The organism is Klebsiella terrigena (assembly GCF_012029655.1).
Classification (GTDB): domain Bacteria; phylum Pseudomonadota; class Gammaproteobacteria; order Enterobacterales; family Enterobacteriaceae; genus Klebsiella; species Klebsiella terrigena.
Genome location: NZ_CP050508.1, coordinates 3528289 through 3545264, shown reverse-complemented (window position 1 = coordinate 3545264; position 16976 = coordinate 3528289). Strand labels below are relative to the sequence as shown.

The following is a 16976-nucleotide window of genomic DNA, read 5'->3' as shown; positions in this document are numbered from 1 at the left end:
AGAGGTAGCTATGTTGTCGCGCCGCTTACATCGATTGAGCCGTTTTCGCCGCAATAAACGACGCCTGCGCGAGCGACTGCGTCAGCGAATTTTCTTTAAAGAGGATAAGGTGGCTCCGGAAACGATGGAAAAACCCAGGGTAGTGGTGCTCACCGGCGCAGGCATTTCCGCTGAGTCGGGGATTAAAACCTTCCGCGCGGCCGACGGCCTGTGGGAAGAACATCGGGTGGAAGACGTGGCGACGCCGGAAGGCTTTGCCCGCGATCCCGCGCTGGTGCAGGCGTTTTACAACGCCCGCCGTCGTCAGCTGCAGGGGCAGGATATCGCCCCTAACGCCGCGCATCTGGCGCTGGCGCGGCTGGAAGAGGCGCTGGGGGATCGTTTTGTGCTGGTGACGCAGAATATCGACAACCTGCACGAGCGCGCCGGCAACCGCCGGGTTATCCATATGCACGGCGAGCTGCTGAAGGTGCGCTGTTCGTGGAGCGGACAGGTGCTGGAGTGGACCGGGGACGTCAACGTGGACGACAAGTGCCACTGCTGCCAGTTCCCGGCGCCGCTGCGCCCGCACGTGGTCTGGTTTGGCGAGATGCCGCTGGGAATGGACGACATTTACAGCGCGCTGGCCGATGCCGATATTTTCATCGCTATCGGCACTTCCGGGCACGTCTATCCGGCGGCGGGCTTCGTTCACGAGGCCCGCCTGCAGGGGGCGCATACGGTTGAGCTCAACCTTGAGCCGAGCCAGGTGGGCAGCGAGTTTGCCGAAAAACGCTATGGCCTCGCAAGCCAGGTGGTACCGGAGTTTATCGACCAGCTGCTCAAAGATCTCTGATCGCGCGACGCGGATCTCAGGGCCGGAGGGCGTTACCGGGTAGCGCCCTCCGGCGTATTGCCGCCCGGCGCTCCCGGCATTATCGTCTGAGGTTGTGGAATTGATACGATGATGTGACAGGTAAAACAGTATTGCGTGCTCTTTTATGACATCTTCTTACATTCTTGCAACAGAAAGGGAGTGTAAGCATGCGCACAGAGTATTTTGACTACCTGATCCTCGGGGATGAACATCACGGCGAGATCTACAGCGGCGTTAAAACCCACCGTCTTGAAGTTCGTTCGAAATACCCGCTGGCGAATCATGCCCATTCCCCTGCTGAAGAAGCCTCCGGCACCCAGCCGCGAACGGTGAATTACAACGTCCACGAATATCCAGCCCAGGATGGCCGCTTCTATATGGTGGCGACGAACTACCCGCTGAGCGATTTTGACGTGGAAGATGCGCTGATTAAATCGCGGGCGCATCCCGTGCGCGCCTGATCGCTGGCCGCGAAACCGAATCCAGAAAATTTGCATCATCCCCTAAGGCGCCCGTATCGGCGCTTTTTTTGCCCGAAAAGCGCGCTGACGCCGCGGAGAAGCTGCCATGCACCCATCGATGATGTATCAGGATTTAACCACCGGAACGTTAATCAATCACGCGGCGCGCTATCATGCCGATAGCGAAATCGTCTCCGTATCCACGAGCGGGGAGAGGGAGTACAGCAGCTGGGGAGCGGTGGCGGATAACGCGCGCCGCCTGGCGTCTGCCGTCGATCGGCTGGGCATCCCCGCCGGCGCCCGCTGTGCTACTCTGGCGTGGAATAATCGCCGTCATCTGGAGATCTATTTCGCCATCGGCTCGGGAGGGCGGGTTACCCATACCCTCAACCCGCGGCTGTCGATTGAGCACCTGACGTTTATCATCAACGACGCCGAGGATCAGGTGCTGTTTTTTGACGCCACCTTCCTGCCGCTGCTGCGCCAGCTGCGGCCCCATCTGACCACCGTGCGCTACTTTGTGCTGATGGAAGCCCGCAGCGAAGAGGCGCTCAGCGAGCTCGATTCGCTGCTGTTTTACGATGAGCTGCTGGCCTCAGGGGATCCCGGCTACGACTGGCCGGCGCTGAGCGAAATCACTCCCGCATCGCTGTGCTACACCTCGGGCACCACGGGGAAACCCAAAGGGGTGCTCAATACCCATCGTTCGCTGGTGCTGCACGCGCTGAGCGGCAATCAGCCCGATGCCGCCGGGATCTCCGCCTGCGACTCCCTACTGCCAGTGGTGCCGATGTTTCACGTCAACGCCTGGGGAACGCCGTTTATCGCCGCGATGGTCGGGGCGCGGCTGGTGCTGCCGGGGCCGCATCTCGACGGCGAGAGCCTGCTGCGGCTGCTGAGCGCCGAGCGGGTCAGCGTGGCCTTTGGCGTGCCGGTGATTTGGGCCGGGCTGCTGGCGGCGCTGCGTAAATCGGATATCCGCCTGCCCTGTTTTAAACGCTCGTTCGTCGGCGGTTCCGCGCTGCCTCCCTCGATGGCGGAGGCGTTTCGCCGCGACTACGGTATCGAGCTGATCCACGCCTGGGGGATGACCGAAACGTCACCCATCGGCACCATCAATACGCCGTTGGGTAAACATCAGGCGCTGACCGAGGCGCAGCGCCAGCGGGTGGCCGAGGGGCAGGGAAGGGCTATCTTTGGCATCGATCTGCGGGTGGTGGACGTTGACGGAGAGCCGCTGCCCGACGATGGCGAAAGCCGCGGGTATCTGCAGGTCCGCGGTCACTGGGTGGTGGCCAGCTACTTTGGTCGCAGCGAAACGGCGCTCACCGACGACGGCTGGTTTGATACCGGCGATATCGGCACCGTCGATGCGAACGGCTATCTGACGATTCAGGATCGGGCCAAAGACATTATCAAGTCCGGCGGGGAGTGGATCTCAACGGTGGAGCTGGAAAATATTGCCCTTGCCCACCCGGCCATTCGCAGCGCGGCGGCGATTGCCGCGCAGCATCCGCGCTGGGATGAGCGTCCGGTGCTGCTGTGCGTCAGGGCGGAAGGGGGAGAGGTCGAGGAGCAGGCGCTGCTGGCGTGGTACCAGCAGCGGGTGCCGAAATGGCAGGTACCGGACCGCATCGTTTTCATTGATGCCCTGCCGGTGAGCGCCACCGGCAAGGTCCTGAAGAATCAGCTGCGGGCCGAATTCGGCCAGATACTGATGCGCGAGCCGCGGGATTAACGACCGGCCTTAAGCTTTTGATAATACTCTTCGTACAGGGTGCTGGCGCTGCCGACGTCGTTCTGCCATTCGCCTTTCTGGATGGTTTCCGCATCCGGGTAGAGCGACTTATCGTTGGCAACGCTCGGGCTGAGCATCCGGCGCGCGGCGAGGTTCGGCGTCGGATAGCCGATGGTCTCGGCAACCTGTTTGGCGACGTCCGGGCGCAGCAGGAAGTTGATAAGCTTCAGCGCGCCGTCGACGTTTTTGGCATTGGCCGGAATCGACAGGCTATCCATCCAGAAGATGCCGCCTTCTTTCGGCCATACCACCTCCAGCGGCGTCCCGGCCTGGCGAGCGACGAACGCCGAGCCGTTCCATACCATGCCGAGATTCACTTCCCCTTCCATATACGGATTCGCCGGGTTATCGGAATTGAACGCCGCGACGTTTGGCATCAGCTTTTTCAGTTCGTTATACGCGGCGGCAATCTCTTTCGGATCGGTGGTGTTGCCGGAGTAGCCCAGCTTGCGCAGCGCAATCTGGAACACTTCCCGGGCATCGTCGGTCAGCAGCAGGCTGCTTTTGTACTCGGGCTTCCACAGGTCGGCCCAGCTGGTCACGGTTTTCGGGTCGATGGCGTCGCTGTTTACGCCGATCGCCGTTGCGCCCCAGATATAGGGAATGGAGTAGTCGTTATTCGGGTCGAACGGCTTATTCAGCATCTGCGGATCGAGGTTGCTGAAATTGTTTAGCTTGCTCTTATCGATCTTCTGCAGCATGCCCTCTTTGCGCATCTTATCGACGAAATAGGTCGACGGCACCACCAGGTCATAGGCGCCGTCTTTATAGGTTTTGAGCTTGGCGTACATGGTTTCATTCGACTCGTAGGTCGAATAGATAACCTTGATCCCGGTCTCTTTGGTGAACTGTTCCAGCAGCCCCGGCGGCACGTATTCGGTCCAGTTATAGAAATAAAGCGTTTTGCTATCGTCCGCGTGCGCGGCGCTCATCCCGACTGCCAGAGCACCCGCTGCGAGCAGGTGGCGTGACCATTTTTTCATTTAACGTCCCCTGGTTTAAGCCTGTTCAGCAGGCTATGGTAGTTGCCGGTCCGGGACGAGGCCCGAACCGGCTGCAGTAATCAGGCCCGTTTGGGTGAGCCTTTGGTGCCGTCGCGGGCAATGAGCTGGCTGGCGACAACCATCACCAGCGACAGAATCAGCAGGATGGTTGCCAGCGCGTTCACCTCCGGCGACACGCCCACTTTGACCATCGAGTAGATCTTCAGCGGCAGTATTTCATAGCCCGGTCCGGTGACGAACGATGACACCACGACGTCATCCATCGATAGCGTAAAGCTCAGCAGCCATCCCGCCGCCACCGCCGGCAGCGCCAGCGGCAGGATTATCTTGCGCAAAATGGTTAACTCGCTGGCGCCGAGATCCTTCGCGGCTTCCAGCATCCGCACGTCGAACCCCTTGAGCCGCGAAAACACCGTCACCACCACGAAAGGCAGGCAGAAGGTGATATGCGAGAACAGCAGCGACCAGAAGCCCAGCTGAATGCCAATCAGCATAAACAGCACCAGCAGGGAGATCGCCATCACGATATCCGGCGACATCATCACCACAAACAGCATTCCGCTGACGAAGGGCTTACCGCGAAAGCGATAGCGGTAGAGCGCAACGGCGGTCAGCGAACCGATCAGGGTGGCAAAGGTCGCCGACAGCACCGCCATGGTGAGCGAGTGCTGCGCGGCCTGCAGCAGGCTGTCGTTGTTCATCAGCAGGCTATACCAATGGGTGGTAAACCCCTGCCAGCTGATGCCGAAGCGCGAACTGTTAAACGAGTTAACGATCAGAATAATAATGGGAATATAGAGATACGCGTAAATGGCGGTCATAAAACCGCCGCGCAGCAGTCGACCGATCATTCCAGCTCCACCTTGTTGTTAAGCAGCCTTGCCGCGCGCCAGTAAATCAGCAGCATCAGGCCCATCACGAGGGTTAACGTAATGCTGGTGGCCGCGCCAAACGGCCAGTCGCGAATATTGAGGAACTGGCTCTTAATGACGTTGCCGATCAGCAGGTTCTTCGCGCCGCCCATCAGGTCGGAGACGTAGAAGAGCCCCATCGCCGGCAGCATCACCAGCAGGCAGCCGGCGATAATCCCCGGCATGGTCAGCGGGATGATAATGCGGATAAAGGTTTGCAGCCGGCTGGCGCCGAGGTCCTTCGCCGCTTCCAGCAGCGGGCGATCCAGCTTCTCAATGCTGGAGTAGAGCGGCATCACCATAAACGGCAGCAGAATGTAGACCAGGCCGATAATCACCGCCGACGGGGTGTACATGATGCGCAGAGGCGTCTCAATAACCCCCAGCCACAGCAGAAACTCGTTGAGGTAGCCCTTGGTGCTGAGAAAGATTTTCAGCCCATAGATGCGGATCAGCGAGTTGGTCCAGAACGGGACGATCAGCAGAAACAGCAGCAGCGGACGGACCTTTTCCGGCAGCCTGGCGAGAAACCAGGCAAAAGGGTAGCCGAGCAGCAGGCAGGCGAGCGTCGCTATCAGCGCCATATTCAGCGAGTGCAGCAGCACGGCGTAATAGAGCGGATCCAGCAGGCGCGCATAGTTATCCAGCGTAAAGACCAATTTGACGAAGTTAGCGTCGTCGCGGGTCAAAAAGCTGGTGCCGATAATCATCAGGTTGGGCAGGAAAACAAACAGCACCAGCCAGCCGACGATGGTGGCAATCACCACATTTTGGAATTTACTGGTGTTCTTCATTAGCCAGTACAACCTCCCAGCTCTCGACCCAGTTGATGGCCATTTTCTGGTCAAGCGGGTGGTCAAAGTCGGGATCGTCCTCGTTAAAGAATTCGCTGACCAGCACCATTTTGCCGTTTTCCAGTTCGACCACCGATTCGAAGGTCATGCCTTTGTAATTGCGCTCGCGGATATAGCCTATCAGGCCATCGGCTTCGCTGGCGTCGTGAACCTCATCGACGCGCAGATCCTCAGGACGCAGCATGACGTTCAGCGACTGCCCCTGCTCAACGGCAAAGTTAACGTAGATATTGCATTCACGGCCTTCAACGCAGGCGCGAACGCGCTGCTCGTCGAGGCGCTCAATCACCGTCGCGCTAAAGATATTGATCTCGCCGATAAAGCTGGCAACAAACAGGTTCTTCGGCTCTTCGTAAATTTCGCGCGGGGTGCCGTCCTGCTCAATTTTGCCATCGCGCATCACCACGATGCGGTCGGACATCGTCAGCGCCTCTTCCTGATCGTGGGTGACGAAGACGAAGGTGATGCCGAGCTTGCGCTGGAGCGCTTTGAGCTCGTTTTGCATCTGCTTGCGCAGCTTGTAGTCCAGCGCCGAGAGGGATTCATCGAGCAGCAGCAGGCGCGGTTTGTTGACCACCGCTCTGGCAATGGCTACGCGCTGCTGCTGGCCGCCGGAGAGCTGGTGTGGCTTGCGCTGGGCAAACTCCTCCAGCTGCACCATGCGCAGGGCGTCGACGACGCGGGGCGCTATCTGCGCCGCCGGCGTTTTTTGCATCCGCAGGCCGAAGGCGACGTTTTCGAATACCGTCATATGCGGGAACAGGGCGTAGCTTTGAAAGACGGTATTGACGTGACGGTTTTCCGCCGGAACGTGGGTGATATCGTGCTCTTCGAGATGAATGTGTCCGCAATCGACATTTTCCAGCCCGGCAATAAGGCGGAGAACGGTTGTTTTACCGCAGCCAGAAGGGCCAAGCAGAGTGAGAAACTCACCGTTATTGATGGTCAGATTCAGATCGGCGATAACCGTTTTGCCATCAAAGCTTTTACCAATTCCCGCCAGCTGAACCAGCGGAGAACGTGAACGCGGTTGTATATTCAATTTTTGACTCTGTCCCGTGTAGACGCAGCGGAAGGCTTACCGATGCGGGGTTTGTGGTTAACCACCTTTGGGGCTGCACATAATTAATAAGGGCAAGCATTCTACGGCAAAGGTTACCGATCGCCAATCCTTGTCGCCTGCAGATAGCTTACCTTTACAACATTACGCGAGTTAATGTATTAAATTCCTGTTTGCCGGGTTAAAAATGACCTGACGCAATATTTGTCTTTTCGGGCTTATCAATAATGTTGTCACAAAAGATGAGGGTGGCCACATGGATAAATTGCTTGAGCGTTTTTTACAGTACGTTTCTTTAGACACGCAGTCGAAGGCCGGCGTGCGTCAGGTTCCGAGCACGGAAGGGCAGTGGAAGTTGTTGCGCCTGCTGCAGGCGCAGCTGGAAGAAATGGGGCTGGTTAACGTGACGCTAAGCGAGAAAGGGACGGTGATGGGAACCCTGGCCGCGAACGTGGCGGGGGATATTCCGCCCATTGGCTTTATCTCCCACGTCGATACCGCGCCTGACTTCAGCGGCAAGCACGTCAGCCCGCAAATTGTCGAAAACTACCGCGGCGGCGATATCGCCCTCGGCATCGGCGACGAGGTGCTCTCGCCGGTGATGTTCCCGGTGCTGCATCAGCTGCTGGGGCAAACGCTGATCACCACCGATGGCAAAACGCTGCTCGGCGCGGACGATAAGGCCGGCATTGCCGAAATTATGACCGCGCTGGCGACGCTGCAGGCGAAAAATATTCCCCACGGCGATATCCGCGTGGCGTTTACTCCCGACGAAGAGGTGGGGAAAGGGGCGAAGCACTTTGACGTTGCCGCCTTCGACGCGCGCTGGGCCTACACCGTTGACGGCGGCGGCGTCGGCGAGCTGGAGTTTGAGAACTTCAATGCCGCCTCGGTGACCATTAAAATCGTCGGCAATAACGTTCACCCCGGCACCGCCAAAGGGGTGATGGTTAACGCCCTGTCGCTGGCGGCAAGAATTCATGCCGAAGTCCCGGCCGATGAAGCGCCGGAAACCACCGAAGGCTATGAAGGCTTTTACCATCTGTCGACTATCAAGGGCAGCGTTGACCGCGCCGAGATGCACTATATTATCCGCGATTTTGACCGCAAGCAGTTTGAAGCCCGCAAGCGCAGGATGATGGAGATCGCCAAAAAGGTCGGCAAAGGGCTGCATCCGGACTGCTATATCGAGCTGGTAATTGAAGACAGCTACTACAACATGCATGAAAAAGTGATCGCCCATCCGCACGTCGTGGAGATTGCCCGTCAGGCGATGGTCGATTGCCATATCGAACCGGAAATGAAGCCCATTCGCGGCGGCACCGACGGGGCGCAGCTCTCTTTTATGGGCTTGCCCTGCCCGAACCTGTTTACCGGCGGCTATAACTACCACGGCAAGCATGAGTTCGTGACGCTGGAAGGGATGGAGAAGGCGGTACAGGTTATCGTGCGGATAGCCGAACTGACGGCAAAGCGGGGCGCGCAGTAGCGCCCGGCTGAACCGGGCTGCCGGCATCGCGACCACTTAGCAGGCATTAACCGGATGTATGAGTGCGTTTGTACGTTATCCGAGTGGACGTACAAACTGCGAAAATTATATCCGTTATTTCCCCAAAAGGCGGTGAAGGCAAGTCGACTTTCGCTGCCTACCTCGCTCGTGGCAAGTTCAAAGCGATAAAATCAATTATCACCACTGCTACCGTGAGGGGCAAGAAGATTAACTGGAGGCTTTGGGCCTGACTCCTCTCTCCAAATAAACGACTCACGTCACAACATCTGTTCACCTTTATGACCCTATTCTGTTCATCCTTTGGTATTTTAGTTTTTTCCCTGCATTGCTATAACTAACATTAAAGAAGCCCCATATCTCCACCAGGATGTTGATAATGAGCGTGCTGAATCAAAGACAAATTAACCTGATTAACTTGTTGGCTAACGAAAATGAATGGTTGGCAACGAATCACGCGGCTGAAATTTTAAATGTTTCGGTCAGCACGTTGCGTAGAGATATCGACACTGTCAATGCTTTCTATCGTTATAAAGGGAACCGCATTGACAGCAAACCTGGGTTAGGCCTCAAACTTGTCGGTACTAAAGTACTCACTCGGCCGCACAACTCCGGTGATGGTTCTATTCAGGAAATATTAAAAAGCAAACGGCTTATCGGAATTGCCACCGATTTATTAACTCATTCTCCGGCTCCACTCTCCATCAATGCGCTTGCAGAAAAATATTTCATTAGTCGTTCATCTATTGTTGTTGACTTAAAAAAGGTGGAGGCATGGGTAGCGTCTTTTAATCTAACGATGATAAGAAATCATACCGGAACCTATATTGAAGGTAATGATTTTAATATTCGCATAGCCTTAAAAGATATTATTACTTATAGCGTACTCAATAATTACCAGATGACCGATAGCCGTATCGACCGCTTTTCACGCGTACAGCTCATCAAGGAATTTGGCAAGAAAAATGTCGCTAATTGCATGACGCTGATTTCACTCATCGAAGAGGACCTGCAATCCTCAATTAGTGAGCCGTATTATACCAATTTATTCTCACATCTTTTAGTCACCATTCGACGGGCTAAAAATCATTTTCGCGATCATTGCGATGATGATTACGTACGCGCCGAGAATAAAGAGTGGCATATTGCGGAGAAGGCCATCCAGTGGCTGGAAACAGAATACAGCACCTCACTGCCGACAATCGAAGTGAGCTATATCTATCAGTATATTGTCTCTTCAGGAGTTCACTCCACTCTCGCTCCGCCGGATGAAAACCTGCATAGCAACCACGAGGCGACTCATTACGTGGAACAGCTTATACAAGAGATTTCGGCGTCGCTGGCTATCGATCTGTCGTACGACCCCACTCTCAAAAGTGCCCTGATATCACATATCAAACCGATGCTTAACCGGCTAGCCTATGGCATTACCATCCATAATCCATTACTGGAAGAGATTAAACAGGAGCTGACTTCCGTCTTCACATCGGTCAAGGCAACGGTCGAAAAAATCAATACACAGCAGGCGCTTCTCTCTGCCTCAGACGACGAAGTCGCATACCTGACCGTTTATATTCAGGCCGCCATTGAGAAAATAAAAATTAGCAAGAAGATTATTCTTGTCTGTTCCAGCGGCATTGGTACCTCACAACTATTGTATAGCCGAATTAAACGGGCATTTCCGGAGTGGGACATCGTAGATATTGTGCCAGGTGCCCGTCTGAAAGAAACGCTGGAGCAGAAAGCTTGCGACCTTATCATTTCCACCATTCGTCTCGACGATATTAATCTGCCAATCGCTTATGTTTCGGCCCTGTTCTCAACCAAAGATATTATCCGCGTGACTGAGTGTCTTGGGTCAGACCTGAATATAAATATTAAGGAGAATTATGATGTTAGATAAGATTGTCATCTCTGATCTACTTAGTAAAGAGTGCGTGCTGACTGACCTGGTCGCCAATACCAAACTTGATGTTATTGAAAAAATGACCGATCGACTGTGCTCAGCAGGAGCGATAAGTGATAAAAAAGGGTTTATTCAGGATGTTCTGGCCCGTGAGGAATTAGGCTCTACCGGTTTCGAAAATCAAATTGCGATTCCTCATGGAAAATCACCGTGGGTCAGAGAGACACGTATCGCCGTGGCGAAATTAAAGCATACCGTTGATTGGGAAACGATGGACAGCACGGATGTCAAACTCGTCATTCTTTTTGCCGTAAAAGATGCTGATAGCGGTGCCGGACATATTCGTGTCCTCGCCAAAATTTCTATTGCTCTTGGTGATGATGACACTGTCGAAAAATTACTTAATGCTAATTCACAAGAGGAACTATACGGTTTGATTGTTAACAATACTGAAGAATAATAACTTTCCCAGGAGAGATATCTTGAACATTATAGCCATAACGGCCTGTCCAACAGGCGTTGCTCACACGTACCTTGCAGAAGCTAATTTAAAAAAACATGCAAAGAAGATGGGCCTCAATCTACTGGTTGAAACGCAGGGCGCTGTAGAAAGTGAATATATATTTACTGTCGATGATATTAAATTGGCGGATATTGTTCTGATTGCCGCAGATAAAATTATCGACATGTCCCGCTTCACAGGTAAAAAAATCATTCGGGTTTCAGTCACCCGTGCAGCTAAAGATGCATCAGGATTATTACAAGATATTGTCTCAGGTAATTTAGCGCCTGAGTTGATGGAAAGCCGCGATGCGAAATCTGCCAATGAACCTACTACAGCGGGAGATAAATCAACATTACTATCGCAAATTTACGTCCATTTGATCACTGGCGTTAATTTGATGATCCCCTTCGTCGTTGCGGGAGGGATATTGATTGCCTTGAGCTTTTCGTTCGGTATTACAGCCGCCACTCCGGGAGATCCGCATTTCAGCCCCCTCGCTAAAATGCTTTCCGATATTGGTGGGGGAGCAGCATTTGCACTGATGCTGCCGATCCTATCATTGGGGATCAGTAAATCAATTAGCGGCAACGCCGGAATTGTCTCCGGCGCGGTAGGAGGGATGCTGGCCATTCATACCGGTTCAGGCTTCCTGGGGGCGCTACTTGCCGGATTTATGGCCGGATACGTCACCTTTGCTATCGTGAAGTATATCAACCTGCCTAAAGCTATCGCAGGCCTGAAGCCTATTCTGATAGTCCCTCTGCTAAGCGTTTTTATCACCGGCGCATTGATGATTCTGGTGATTGGCGAACCGATCAAACTGCTTCTCGAAGCCCTGACGGCTTTCCTCGCCAATATGGGGAATACCAATGCGGCAATTATGGGTTTGATGATGGGCATGATGGTTGCCTTTGATATGGGCGGGCCGTTAAACAAAACGGTATGTATGTTCGCCATTGGCTTAATGTCCACCGGTATCTATGAGCCCATTGCCGCATGTATGGCGGCGGGCATGGTGCCACCGCTGGGCATCGCCCTGGCAACCACCTTATTTAAAAGCAAATTCACTGAACAGGAGAGAGAAACGGGCAAAGTCACTTATGTGCTGGGTCTTTCATTCATTACTGAAGGTGCAATCCCTTACGCCGTTGCCGATCCCCTGAGAGTGATCCCCGCAATCGTCGCGGGTTCTGGTCTGGCGGGGGCGCTTTCAATGGCGCTGGGCTGCGCCTCTCGAGCACCGCACGGTGGTGTGTTCGTGATGTTTATTCCCAATGTTATTACCAATGTACTGGGCTATCTCTTTGCCATTCTTGCAGGTGCAATTTTGACCGCCCTCATTCTGCGCTTTATTAAAAAAGACGCTCCACAAACTGTTCTGGAGAATTAAACCATGTTGATAAATATGAAAGATCTGCTGCGCGTTGCACAGGAAAACCAATTTGGGGTAGGCGCATTTAATATCGCCTCGGCGGAATTTGCCCGGTTGGTTATTGAGGTTGCCGAAGCGCAGCGCTCACCGGTTATTCTTGAAATCCACCCGGATGAACATGAGTTTGTGGGGGATGCATTCATCGGTTATTTGCGGGAACTGGCGATAACCGCCACGGTGCCGGTCGTTATTCATCAGGATCACGGGCAGACGTTTGAACATATTATGCGGGCGATCCGCACTGGCTATACCTCAGTGATGATCGATGCCTCCGCAGTACCGCTAGAAGATAATATTGAAATTACCCGACGCGTCGTCGAAGTCGCTCATACGGTGAACGTTTCCGTTGAAGCAGAATTGGGTACCATCGGTGTCGCCCTGGGTAGTGCAGAGGGCGGACACAGCGAGATCCTCTATACCGATCCCGCGCAGGCAGAACGTTTTGTTGCTGAAACTGGAGTCGACACGCTTGCGGTGGCGATTGGTACCTCTCACGGACTTTATCCTGTGGGGATGCAACCTAAGCTCGATATTGAACGTTTGCAGGAAATCCGTCAGCGTCTGAATATCCCACTAGTGTTGCACGGCGGTTCCGGCAATAAGGACAGCGAAGTCGCCGAATCTATTCAATTTGGCGTGGGTAAAATCAATATTTCCAGCGATATGAAAAAGGCATTCTTTGTGGCGCTGGAAGAGGAGCTCAAAGGTAACAGCCATGAGCCAAATGCGCTGTTTCTCAAGCCGATGGCTGCGGCTCGAGAAGTCGTCGCACACAAAATGCGTCTGTTTTCGTCTGTAGGCAAAGCATCACTTTACGCTTAACGACCAGAACGGGGATGAGGGCGGCATCGCTCTCATTCTCCCTGGCTCAGACTGGCTCAGGTAAAACAGGTTAAGCGGGAAAGCGAAGGCAAACGGAAATTTTGGTTGGCTGTTCTGATGGCCTGGCGTTTTTTACTGCAATATCCGTTAAGCGTATGGCGGGCCTCCGGTAAGGTAGATGTCGGTAAAAAACTCACCGAACTGAGTTTACCAACTTTTTACCAACAAAAAGCGGTGGCTGCCAGTGTATGTCAAGGAACAGTAGTGAACATGAAGAACGGGATAACATGTTGACTTCATAAAGCAAAACGGACGCCAAAGAGCGTCCGTTTCTGAATGTCTGGTGCCCCGAGCTCGGAATCGAACCAAGGACGCAGGGAGCTCATATTCCGGCCCGCAGGCCGGGAAAGCTAGCTTAGTCTTCGAAGAACCAGTAGCCGCTGTTGACCAGCGCCGCCAGCATCGCGAGGAACGACGGATCTTCCAGCGCATCGCCGAAGTGCTCCGCGTTGAGCGCCAGGTGCATGGCCAGCGCATCCAGCGCCGGACGATGCGGGGAGTTAATCCTCTCGCCGTTGACGAACACTTCGCCGTCAATGCGCACCACGCGCAGCCCGCCGAGCCTCACCAGCTTGTCGCCCTGCTGCAGCGCGTCGTAAATTTCATCCGGCTGATACGGCGGTTCCGCAGGGGCCACGTCCAGCTCGTGACGGGACTGGGTAATAAACTCGCCATACCACTGTTTGAAATGCTCAGGCTGGTTAATCAGCTCCAGCATCATCTCGCGCAGGCGATCCAGCTCGACGGGTAAAATATCCGCCGGATGCTCGCGCGACGGTACGTCAGGATCGGCGTAGCGCTGGCTGCCGAGCTCGCGCTGCAGGATATAGTCGGCAAAGCCGCTGAACAGCTCGCGGGCGTTCGGCGCGCGGTAGCCCACGGAATAGTTCAGCGAGTTTTCCAGCGAATAGCCTTCGTGCGGGAATCCCGGCGGAATATAAAGGATATCGCCCGGCTCCATCTCTTCATCGATGATCGCCTCGAACGGGTCAACCTGCAGCAGATCCGGATGCGGGCAGTGCTGCTTCATCGGCACCTTGTCGCCCACGCGCCAGCGGCGGCGTCCGGTTCCCTGAATAATAAACACGTCGTACTGATCGAGATGCGGGCCTACGCCGCCGCCGGGAACCGAGAAGGAGATCATCAGATCGTCGATACGCCAGTCCGGCAGGGCGCGGAACGGGTGCATCAGCGCCGCCGTCGGCTCGTGCCAGTTGTTGACCGCCTGCACCAGCAGCGACCAGTTGTTCTCGCTCAGGTGATCGTAGCTTTCAAACGGGCCGTGGCTGACCTGCCATTTTCCGTCCTGATGGCTGACCAGGCGGCTATCGACTTCGTTTTCCATCGCCAGTCCGGCCAGCTCATCCGGGCTAATGGGATCGACGAAATTGGCAAAGCCCCGCTTTAATACCACCGGGCGTTTTTGCCAGTAGCGTTCGATAAAGTCAGGCCAGTTAAGCGTTAATTGATAATCCATTTTTATATTCCACAGCAGGTGTCTGTTTGGGATTATACACGCCATCCCTCAAACTGCCTCTTTGTTGGCAGCGTTTGTTCGTCTGGTCACAGAGATCCGCGACGCCCGCAGGACGCAGGCGTCATTAGGGGAGAAGGGCGGTTAGCCTTCGCTCTCGTCGGGCAGCTGGCGGCCGAAAACCACCTCCATACAGGCGCCGCCGAGCAGGCTGTCGCCGGTAAGAATATCGCCATCGTACTGCTCGACGATATCGCGGGCGACGGCGAGGCCTACGCCCTGGCCTGGACGCAGCGTATCGGCGCGCTGTCCGCGATCGAACACCACGCTCCGCTGGCCGTGCGGGATCCCCGGGCCGTCGTCTTCGACCAGAATATGCAGGTAGTTATCGTTCGCCTGGCGGACGGAGACTTCAACAAACTCCAGGCAGTATTTACAGGCGTTATCCAGCACGTTACCCATCACCTCCATAAAGTCGTTCTGTTCGCCGACGAAGCTAATTTCGGGCGAGATATCGAGGGTGATGTTGACCCCTTTGCGCTGATAAACCTTATTCAGCGCCGAGGTGAGGCTGTCGAGCAGCGGGGCAATAGGATGCAGCTCGCGGCTGAGCAGGGTTCCGCCGCTGCGCATACTGGCGCGGTGCAGGTAGTAGCCAATCTGCTGCGAGATGCGGCTGATCTGCTCGAGCATTACCGGCTCCGCGGCGTTGACGTCAATCTTTTCGCTGCGCAGCGAGCGCAGGGTGCTCTGCATCACCGCCAGCGGCGTTTTCAGGCTGTGGGTGAGATCGGTCAGCGTCGTGCGGTACTTGTCGTAGCGCTCGCGCTCGCTTTTCAGCAGGCGGTTCAGGTTGCTGACCAGCCGCGTCAGCTCCCGGGTGGTATTCGGGTTGAGCATTTCGCGGTGGTGCTCTTCCAGCTCGCGGACCTCTTTAGCCAGCGATTCGATGGGCCGCAGGCTCCACCACGCGGCGACCCACAGCAGCGGAATCACCAGCAGCAGGTTGGCGACCAGGACGTAGATAAACCAGCTCCACACCATATAGGAGCGTTTGAGCTCCACCGGGATAGTGTCGACCACCACGATGCTCAGCTGTGGCATCTTGTCGGTTGCCGGATAGATATTGATAGCCACCGAGTGGGTCATCTCAGAACCATCGTCCTGCTGGCGCAGCGCGTCCAGCTCCTCCTGCACCTCATGGTTATTGCGCAGCAGCATGCTGGTGCTGTCGACGTCGGATTCAATTTCGTGGAAGCCGTTGCTCTTCAGCCACTCCGGCTGAATACGTTTGGTCAGCCACGGGACGTCGTGCTGAGTCCACAGCAGCTTGCCGTTAGCGTCGTAGATAAGGGTGACCGTCGGGCTCTGCATATTGAGATTTTCGGGGATATCAACGTCGATGCGGTTGTTTTCCCACTTCGCCAGCATATAGAACAAATTGCTTTCGCCGCGCAGCAGGCGGAAGGTGGTTTTATCGAAGCTGACGCTATAGCCGACCAGCGCGACCATGCCGTAGGCCAGCGAGAGCACCAGCACCACGGCCGCCGTCGCCAGCAGAAAGCGGACGCGCAGGGAAAGCGGCAAAATATGCCGTAGCGGACCCTTCATCCGCGCAGTTCGAACAGATAGCCCTGGCCGCGCACCGTGGTAATCACGTCGTGCGGATGCTGAGCCTGGATTTTTTTGCGCAGACGCCCCATCAGCACGTCGATAGTGTGGCTTTCGCGCAGCTCGGCGTCAGGATAGAGCTGCAGCATCAGCGAATCTTTGCTGACCACTTTGCCGCGGTTGCGGATCAGCGTTTCCATAATGGTGTACTCAAACGCCGTCAGCTTAATCGGCTGCTCGTTGACCGACAGCTCGCGCCGCGACAGGTCGACCTGGAAAGGCGGCAGGGAGATAACCTGCGACGCCAGGCCGCTGTTGCGGCGCAGCAGGGCCTGCATGCGGGCGGCGACCTCTTCGATATGGAAGGGTTTGGTGACGTAGTCGTCCGCACCGGCGCTCAGCACCTCGACCTTATCCTGCCAGCCTTCGCGGGCGGTGAGCACCAGTACCGGCACCGACACCTCGTGGCTGCGCCAGCGGCGGATCAGCGACAGGCCGTCTTCATCCGGCAGGCCGAGGTCGACAATGGCGATATCCGGCACGTGTTCGCCGAGATAGTAGTCGGCCTCTTTTGCATCTTCCGCCGCATCGACCTGGTGGCCTAACTCCTGAAGCTGAACTTTCAGGTGATGGCGCAGTAAAGCGTTATCTTCAACCACGAGTACGCGCATGCCGCTTCTCCATATTCATTATTTGATTTGAATAGTTTAGCGCT

At 55.4% G+C, this 16976-nt stretch carries 15 protein-coding genes; 8 read left to right on the top strand and 7 right to left on the bottom strand.

Features of this window, described 5'->3' with window-relative positions; translation table 11 throughout:
• Positions 1-10 precede the first annotated feature (10 nt).
• The 3 genes from cobB to HCK03_RS16675 all read left to right on the top strand — a co-directional run bounded on the left by cobB (position 11) and on the right by HCK03_RS16675 (position 3055).
• On the top strand, positions 11-835 hold the full coding sequence (cobB, locus tag HCK03_RS16685; RefSeq protein WP_115193146.1) for a Sir2 family NAD+-dependent deacetylase: 825 nt from the start codon (positions 11-13) through the stop codon (positions 833-835).
• Positions 836-1023: 188 nt separating this feature from the next.
• Positions 1024-1317, top strand: a complete 294-nt coding sequence (locus HCK03_RS16680) for a hypothetical protein (protein ID WP_115193145.1) — start codon at positions 1024-1026, stop codon at positions 1315-1317.
• Positions 1318-1423: 106 nt separating this feature from the next.
• Positions 1424-3055 (top strand): long-chain fatty acid--CoA ligase, encoded by a 1632-nt coding sequence (locus tag HCK03_RS16675; protein ID WP_167691925.1) that lies wholly within the window; start codon positions 1424-1426, stop codon positions 3053-3055.
• On the opposite strand, the gene potD is transcribed toward HCK03_RS16675, so the two are convergent.
• From potD to potA, 4 genes are all read right to left on the bottom strand, one after another.
• Entirely contained in the window at positions 3052-4098 is a 1047-nt protein-coding gene (gene potD, locus HCK03_RS16670; RefSeq protein ID WP_167691924.1) for a spermidine/putrescine ABC transporter substrate-binding protein PotD, read from the bottom strand. The genes HCK03_RS16675 and potD overlap by 4 nt on opposite strands.
• 80 nt (positions 4099-4178) lie before the next feature.
• Positions 4179-4970 (bottom strand): spermidine/putrescine ABC transporter permease PotC, encoded by a 792-nt coding sequence (potC, locus tag HCK03_RS16665; RefSeq protein ID WP_041144996.1) that lies wholly within the window; start codon positions 4968-4970, stop codon positions 4179-4181.
• Positions 4967-5824, bottom strand: a complete 858-nt coding sequence (gene potB / locus HCK03_RS16660; protein WP_041144997.1) for a spermidine/putrescine ABC transporter permease PotB — start codon at positions 5822-5824, stop codon at positions 4967-4969. The genes potC and potB overlap by 4 nt, the downstream gene beginning before the upstream one ends.
• Positions 5808-6926, bottom strand: coding sequence for a spermidine/putrescine ABC transporter ATP-binding protein PotA (gene potA, locus HCK03_RS16655; protein WP_167691923.1), 1119 nt, complete (start codon positions 6924-6926; stop codon positions 5808-5810). Before potA ends, potB begins: the two co-directional genes overlap by 17 nt.
• A gap of 274 nt (positions 6927-7200) precedes the next feature.
• Between potA and pepT the strand changes: the two genes are divergently transcribed.
• The 5 genes from pepT to HCK03_RS16630 all read left to right on the top strand — a co-directional run bounded on the left by pepT (position 7201) and on the right by HCK03_RS16630 (position 13116).
• The gene (pepT, locus tag HCK03_RS16650; protein ID WP_041144999.1) at positions 7201-8433 is read left to right on the top strand and encodes a peptidase T; all 1233 of its coding nucleotides are present in this window, start codon (positions 7201-7203) and stop codon (positions 8431-8433) included.
• A 397-nt stretch (positions 8434-8830) separates the two neighbouring features.
• Entirely contained in the window at positions 8831-10354 is a 1524-nt protein-coding gene (locus HCK03_RS16645; protein WP_143716943.1) for a BglG family transcription antiterminator, read from the top strand.
• Complete coding sequence (locus HCK03_RS16640) at positions 10344-10817, top strand: PTS sugar transporter subunit IIA (RefSeq protein ID WP_041145001.1); 474 nt, start codon at positions 10344-10346, stop codon at positions 10815-10817. The genes HCK03_RS16645 and HCK03_RS16640 overlap by 11 nt, the downstream gene beginning before the upstream one ends.
• A gap of 22 nt (positions 10818-10839) precedes the next feature.
• Positions 10840-12252, top strand: a complete 1413-nt coding sequence (locus HCK03_RS16635; protein WP_167691922.1) for a PTS fructose transporter subunit IIC — start codon at positions 10840-10842, stop codon at positions 12250-12252.
• 3 nt (positions 12253-12255) lie between these two features.
• Positions 12256-13116, top strand: a complete 861-nt coding sequence (locus HCK03_RS16630) for a ketose-bisphosphate aldolase (RefSeq protein WP_123551230.1) — start codon at positions 12256-12258, stop codon at positions 13114-13116.
• 415 nt (positions 13117-13531) lie between these two features.
• On the opposite strand, the gene HCK03_RS16625 is transcribed toward HCK03_RS16630, so the two are convergent.
• The 3 genes from HCK03_RS16625 to phoP form a co-directional block, all read right to left on the bottom strand.
• Complete coding sequence (locus HCK03_RS16625; protein WP_041145004.1) at positions 13532-14653, bottom strand: ribosomal protein uL16 3-hydroxylase; 1122 nt, start codon at positions 14651-14653, stop codon at positions 13532-13534.
• Between the two features lie 141 nt (positions 14654-14794).
• A complete protein-coding gene (gene phoQ, locus HCK03_RS16620) occupies positions 14795-16261 on the bottom strand; it encodes a two-component system sensor histidine kinase PhoQ (protein WP_148250416.1) in 1467 nt (488 codons plus the stop codon).
• Positions 16258-16932, bottom strand: coding sequence for a two-component system response regulator PhoP (gene phoP, locus HCK03_RS16615; protein WP_041145006.1), 675 nt, complete (start codon positions 16930-16932; stop codon positions 16258-16260). Before phoP ends, phoQ begins: the two co-directional genes overlap by 4 nt.
• Positions 16933-16976: the final 44 nt, after the last annotated feature.

Coding starts and splice junctions, on each gene's coding strand:
- cobB (WP_115193146.1), top strand. CDS start 11: ATGTTGTCGCGCCGCTTACATCGATTGAGCCGTTTTCGCCGCAATAAA.
- HCK03_RS16680 (WP_115193145.1), top strand. CDS start 1,024: ATGCGCACAGAGTATTTTGACTACCTGATCCTCGGGGATGAACATCAC.
- HCK03_RS16675 (WP_167691925.1), top strand. CDS start 1,424: ATGCACCCATCGATGATGTATCAGGATTTAACCACCGGAACGTTAATC.
- potD (WP_167691924.1), bottom strand. CDS start 4,098: ATGAAAAAATGGTCACGCCACCTGCTCGCAGCGGGTGCTCTGGCAGTC.
- potC (WP_041144996.1), bottom strand. CDS start 4,970: ATGATCGGTCGACTGCTGCGCGGCGGTTTTATGACCGCCATTTACGCG.
- potB (WP_041144997.1), bottom strand. CDS start 5,824: ATGAAGAACACCAGTAAATTCCAAAATGTGGTGATTGCCACCATCGTC.
- pepT (WP_041144999.1), top strand. CDS start 7,201: ATGGATAAATTGCTTGAGCGTTTTTTACAGTACGTTTCTTTAGACACG.
- HCK03_RS16645 (WP_143716943.1), top strand. CDS start 8,831: ATGAGCGTGCTGAATCAAAGACAAATTAACCTGATTAACTTGTTGGCT.
- HCK03_RS16640 (WP_041145001.1), top strand. CDS start 10,344: ATGTTAGATAAGATTGTCATCTCTGATCTACTTAGTAAAGAGTGCGTG.
- HCK03_RS16630 (WP_123551230.1), top strand. CDS start 12,256: ATGTTGATAAATATGAAAGATCTGCTGCGCGTTGCACAGGAAAACCAA.
- HCK03_RS16625 (WP_041145004.1), bottom strand. CDS start 14,653: ATGGATTATCAATTAACGCTTAACTGGCCTGACTTTATCGAACGCTAC.
- phoQ (WP_148250416.1), bottom strand. CDS start 16,261: ATGAAGGGTCCGCTACGGCATATTTTGCCGCTTTCCCTGCGCGTCCGC.
- phoP (WP_041145006.1), bottom strand. CDS start 16,932: ATGCGCGTACTCGTGGTTGAAGATAACGCTTTACTGCGCCATCACCTG.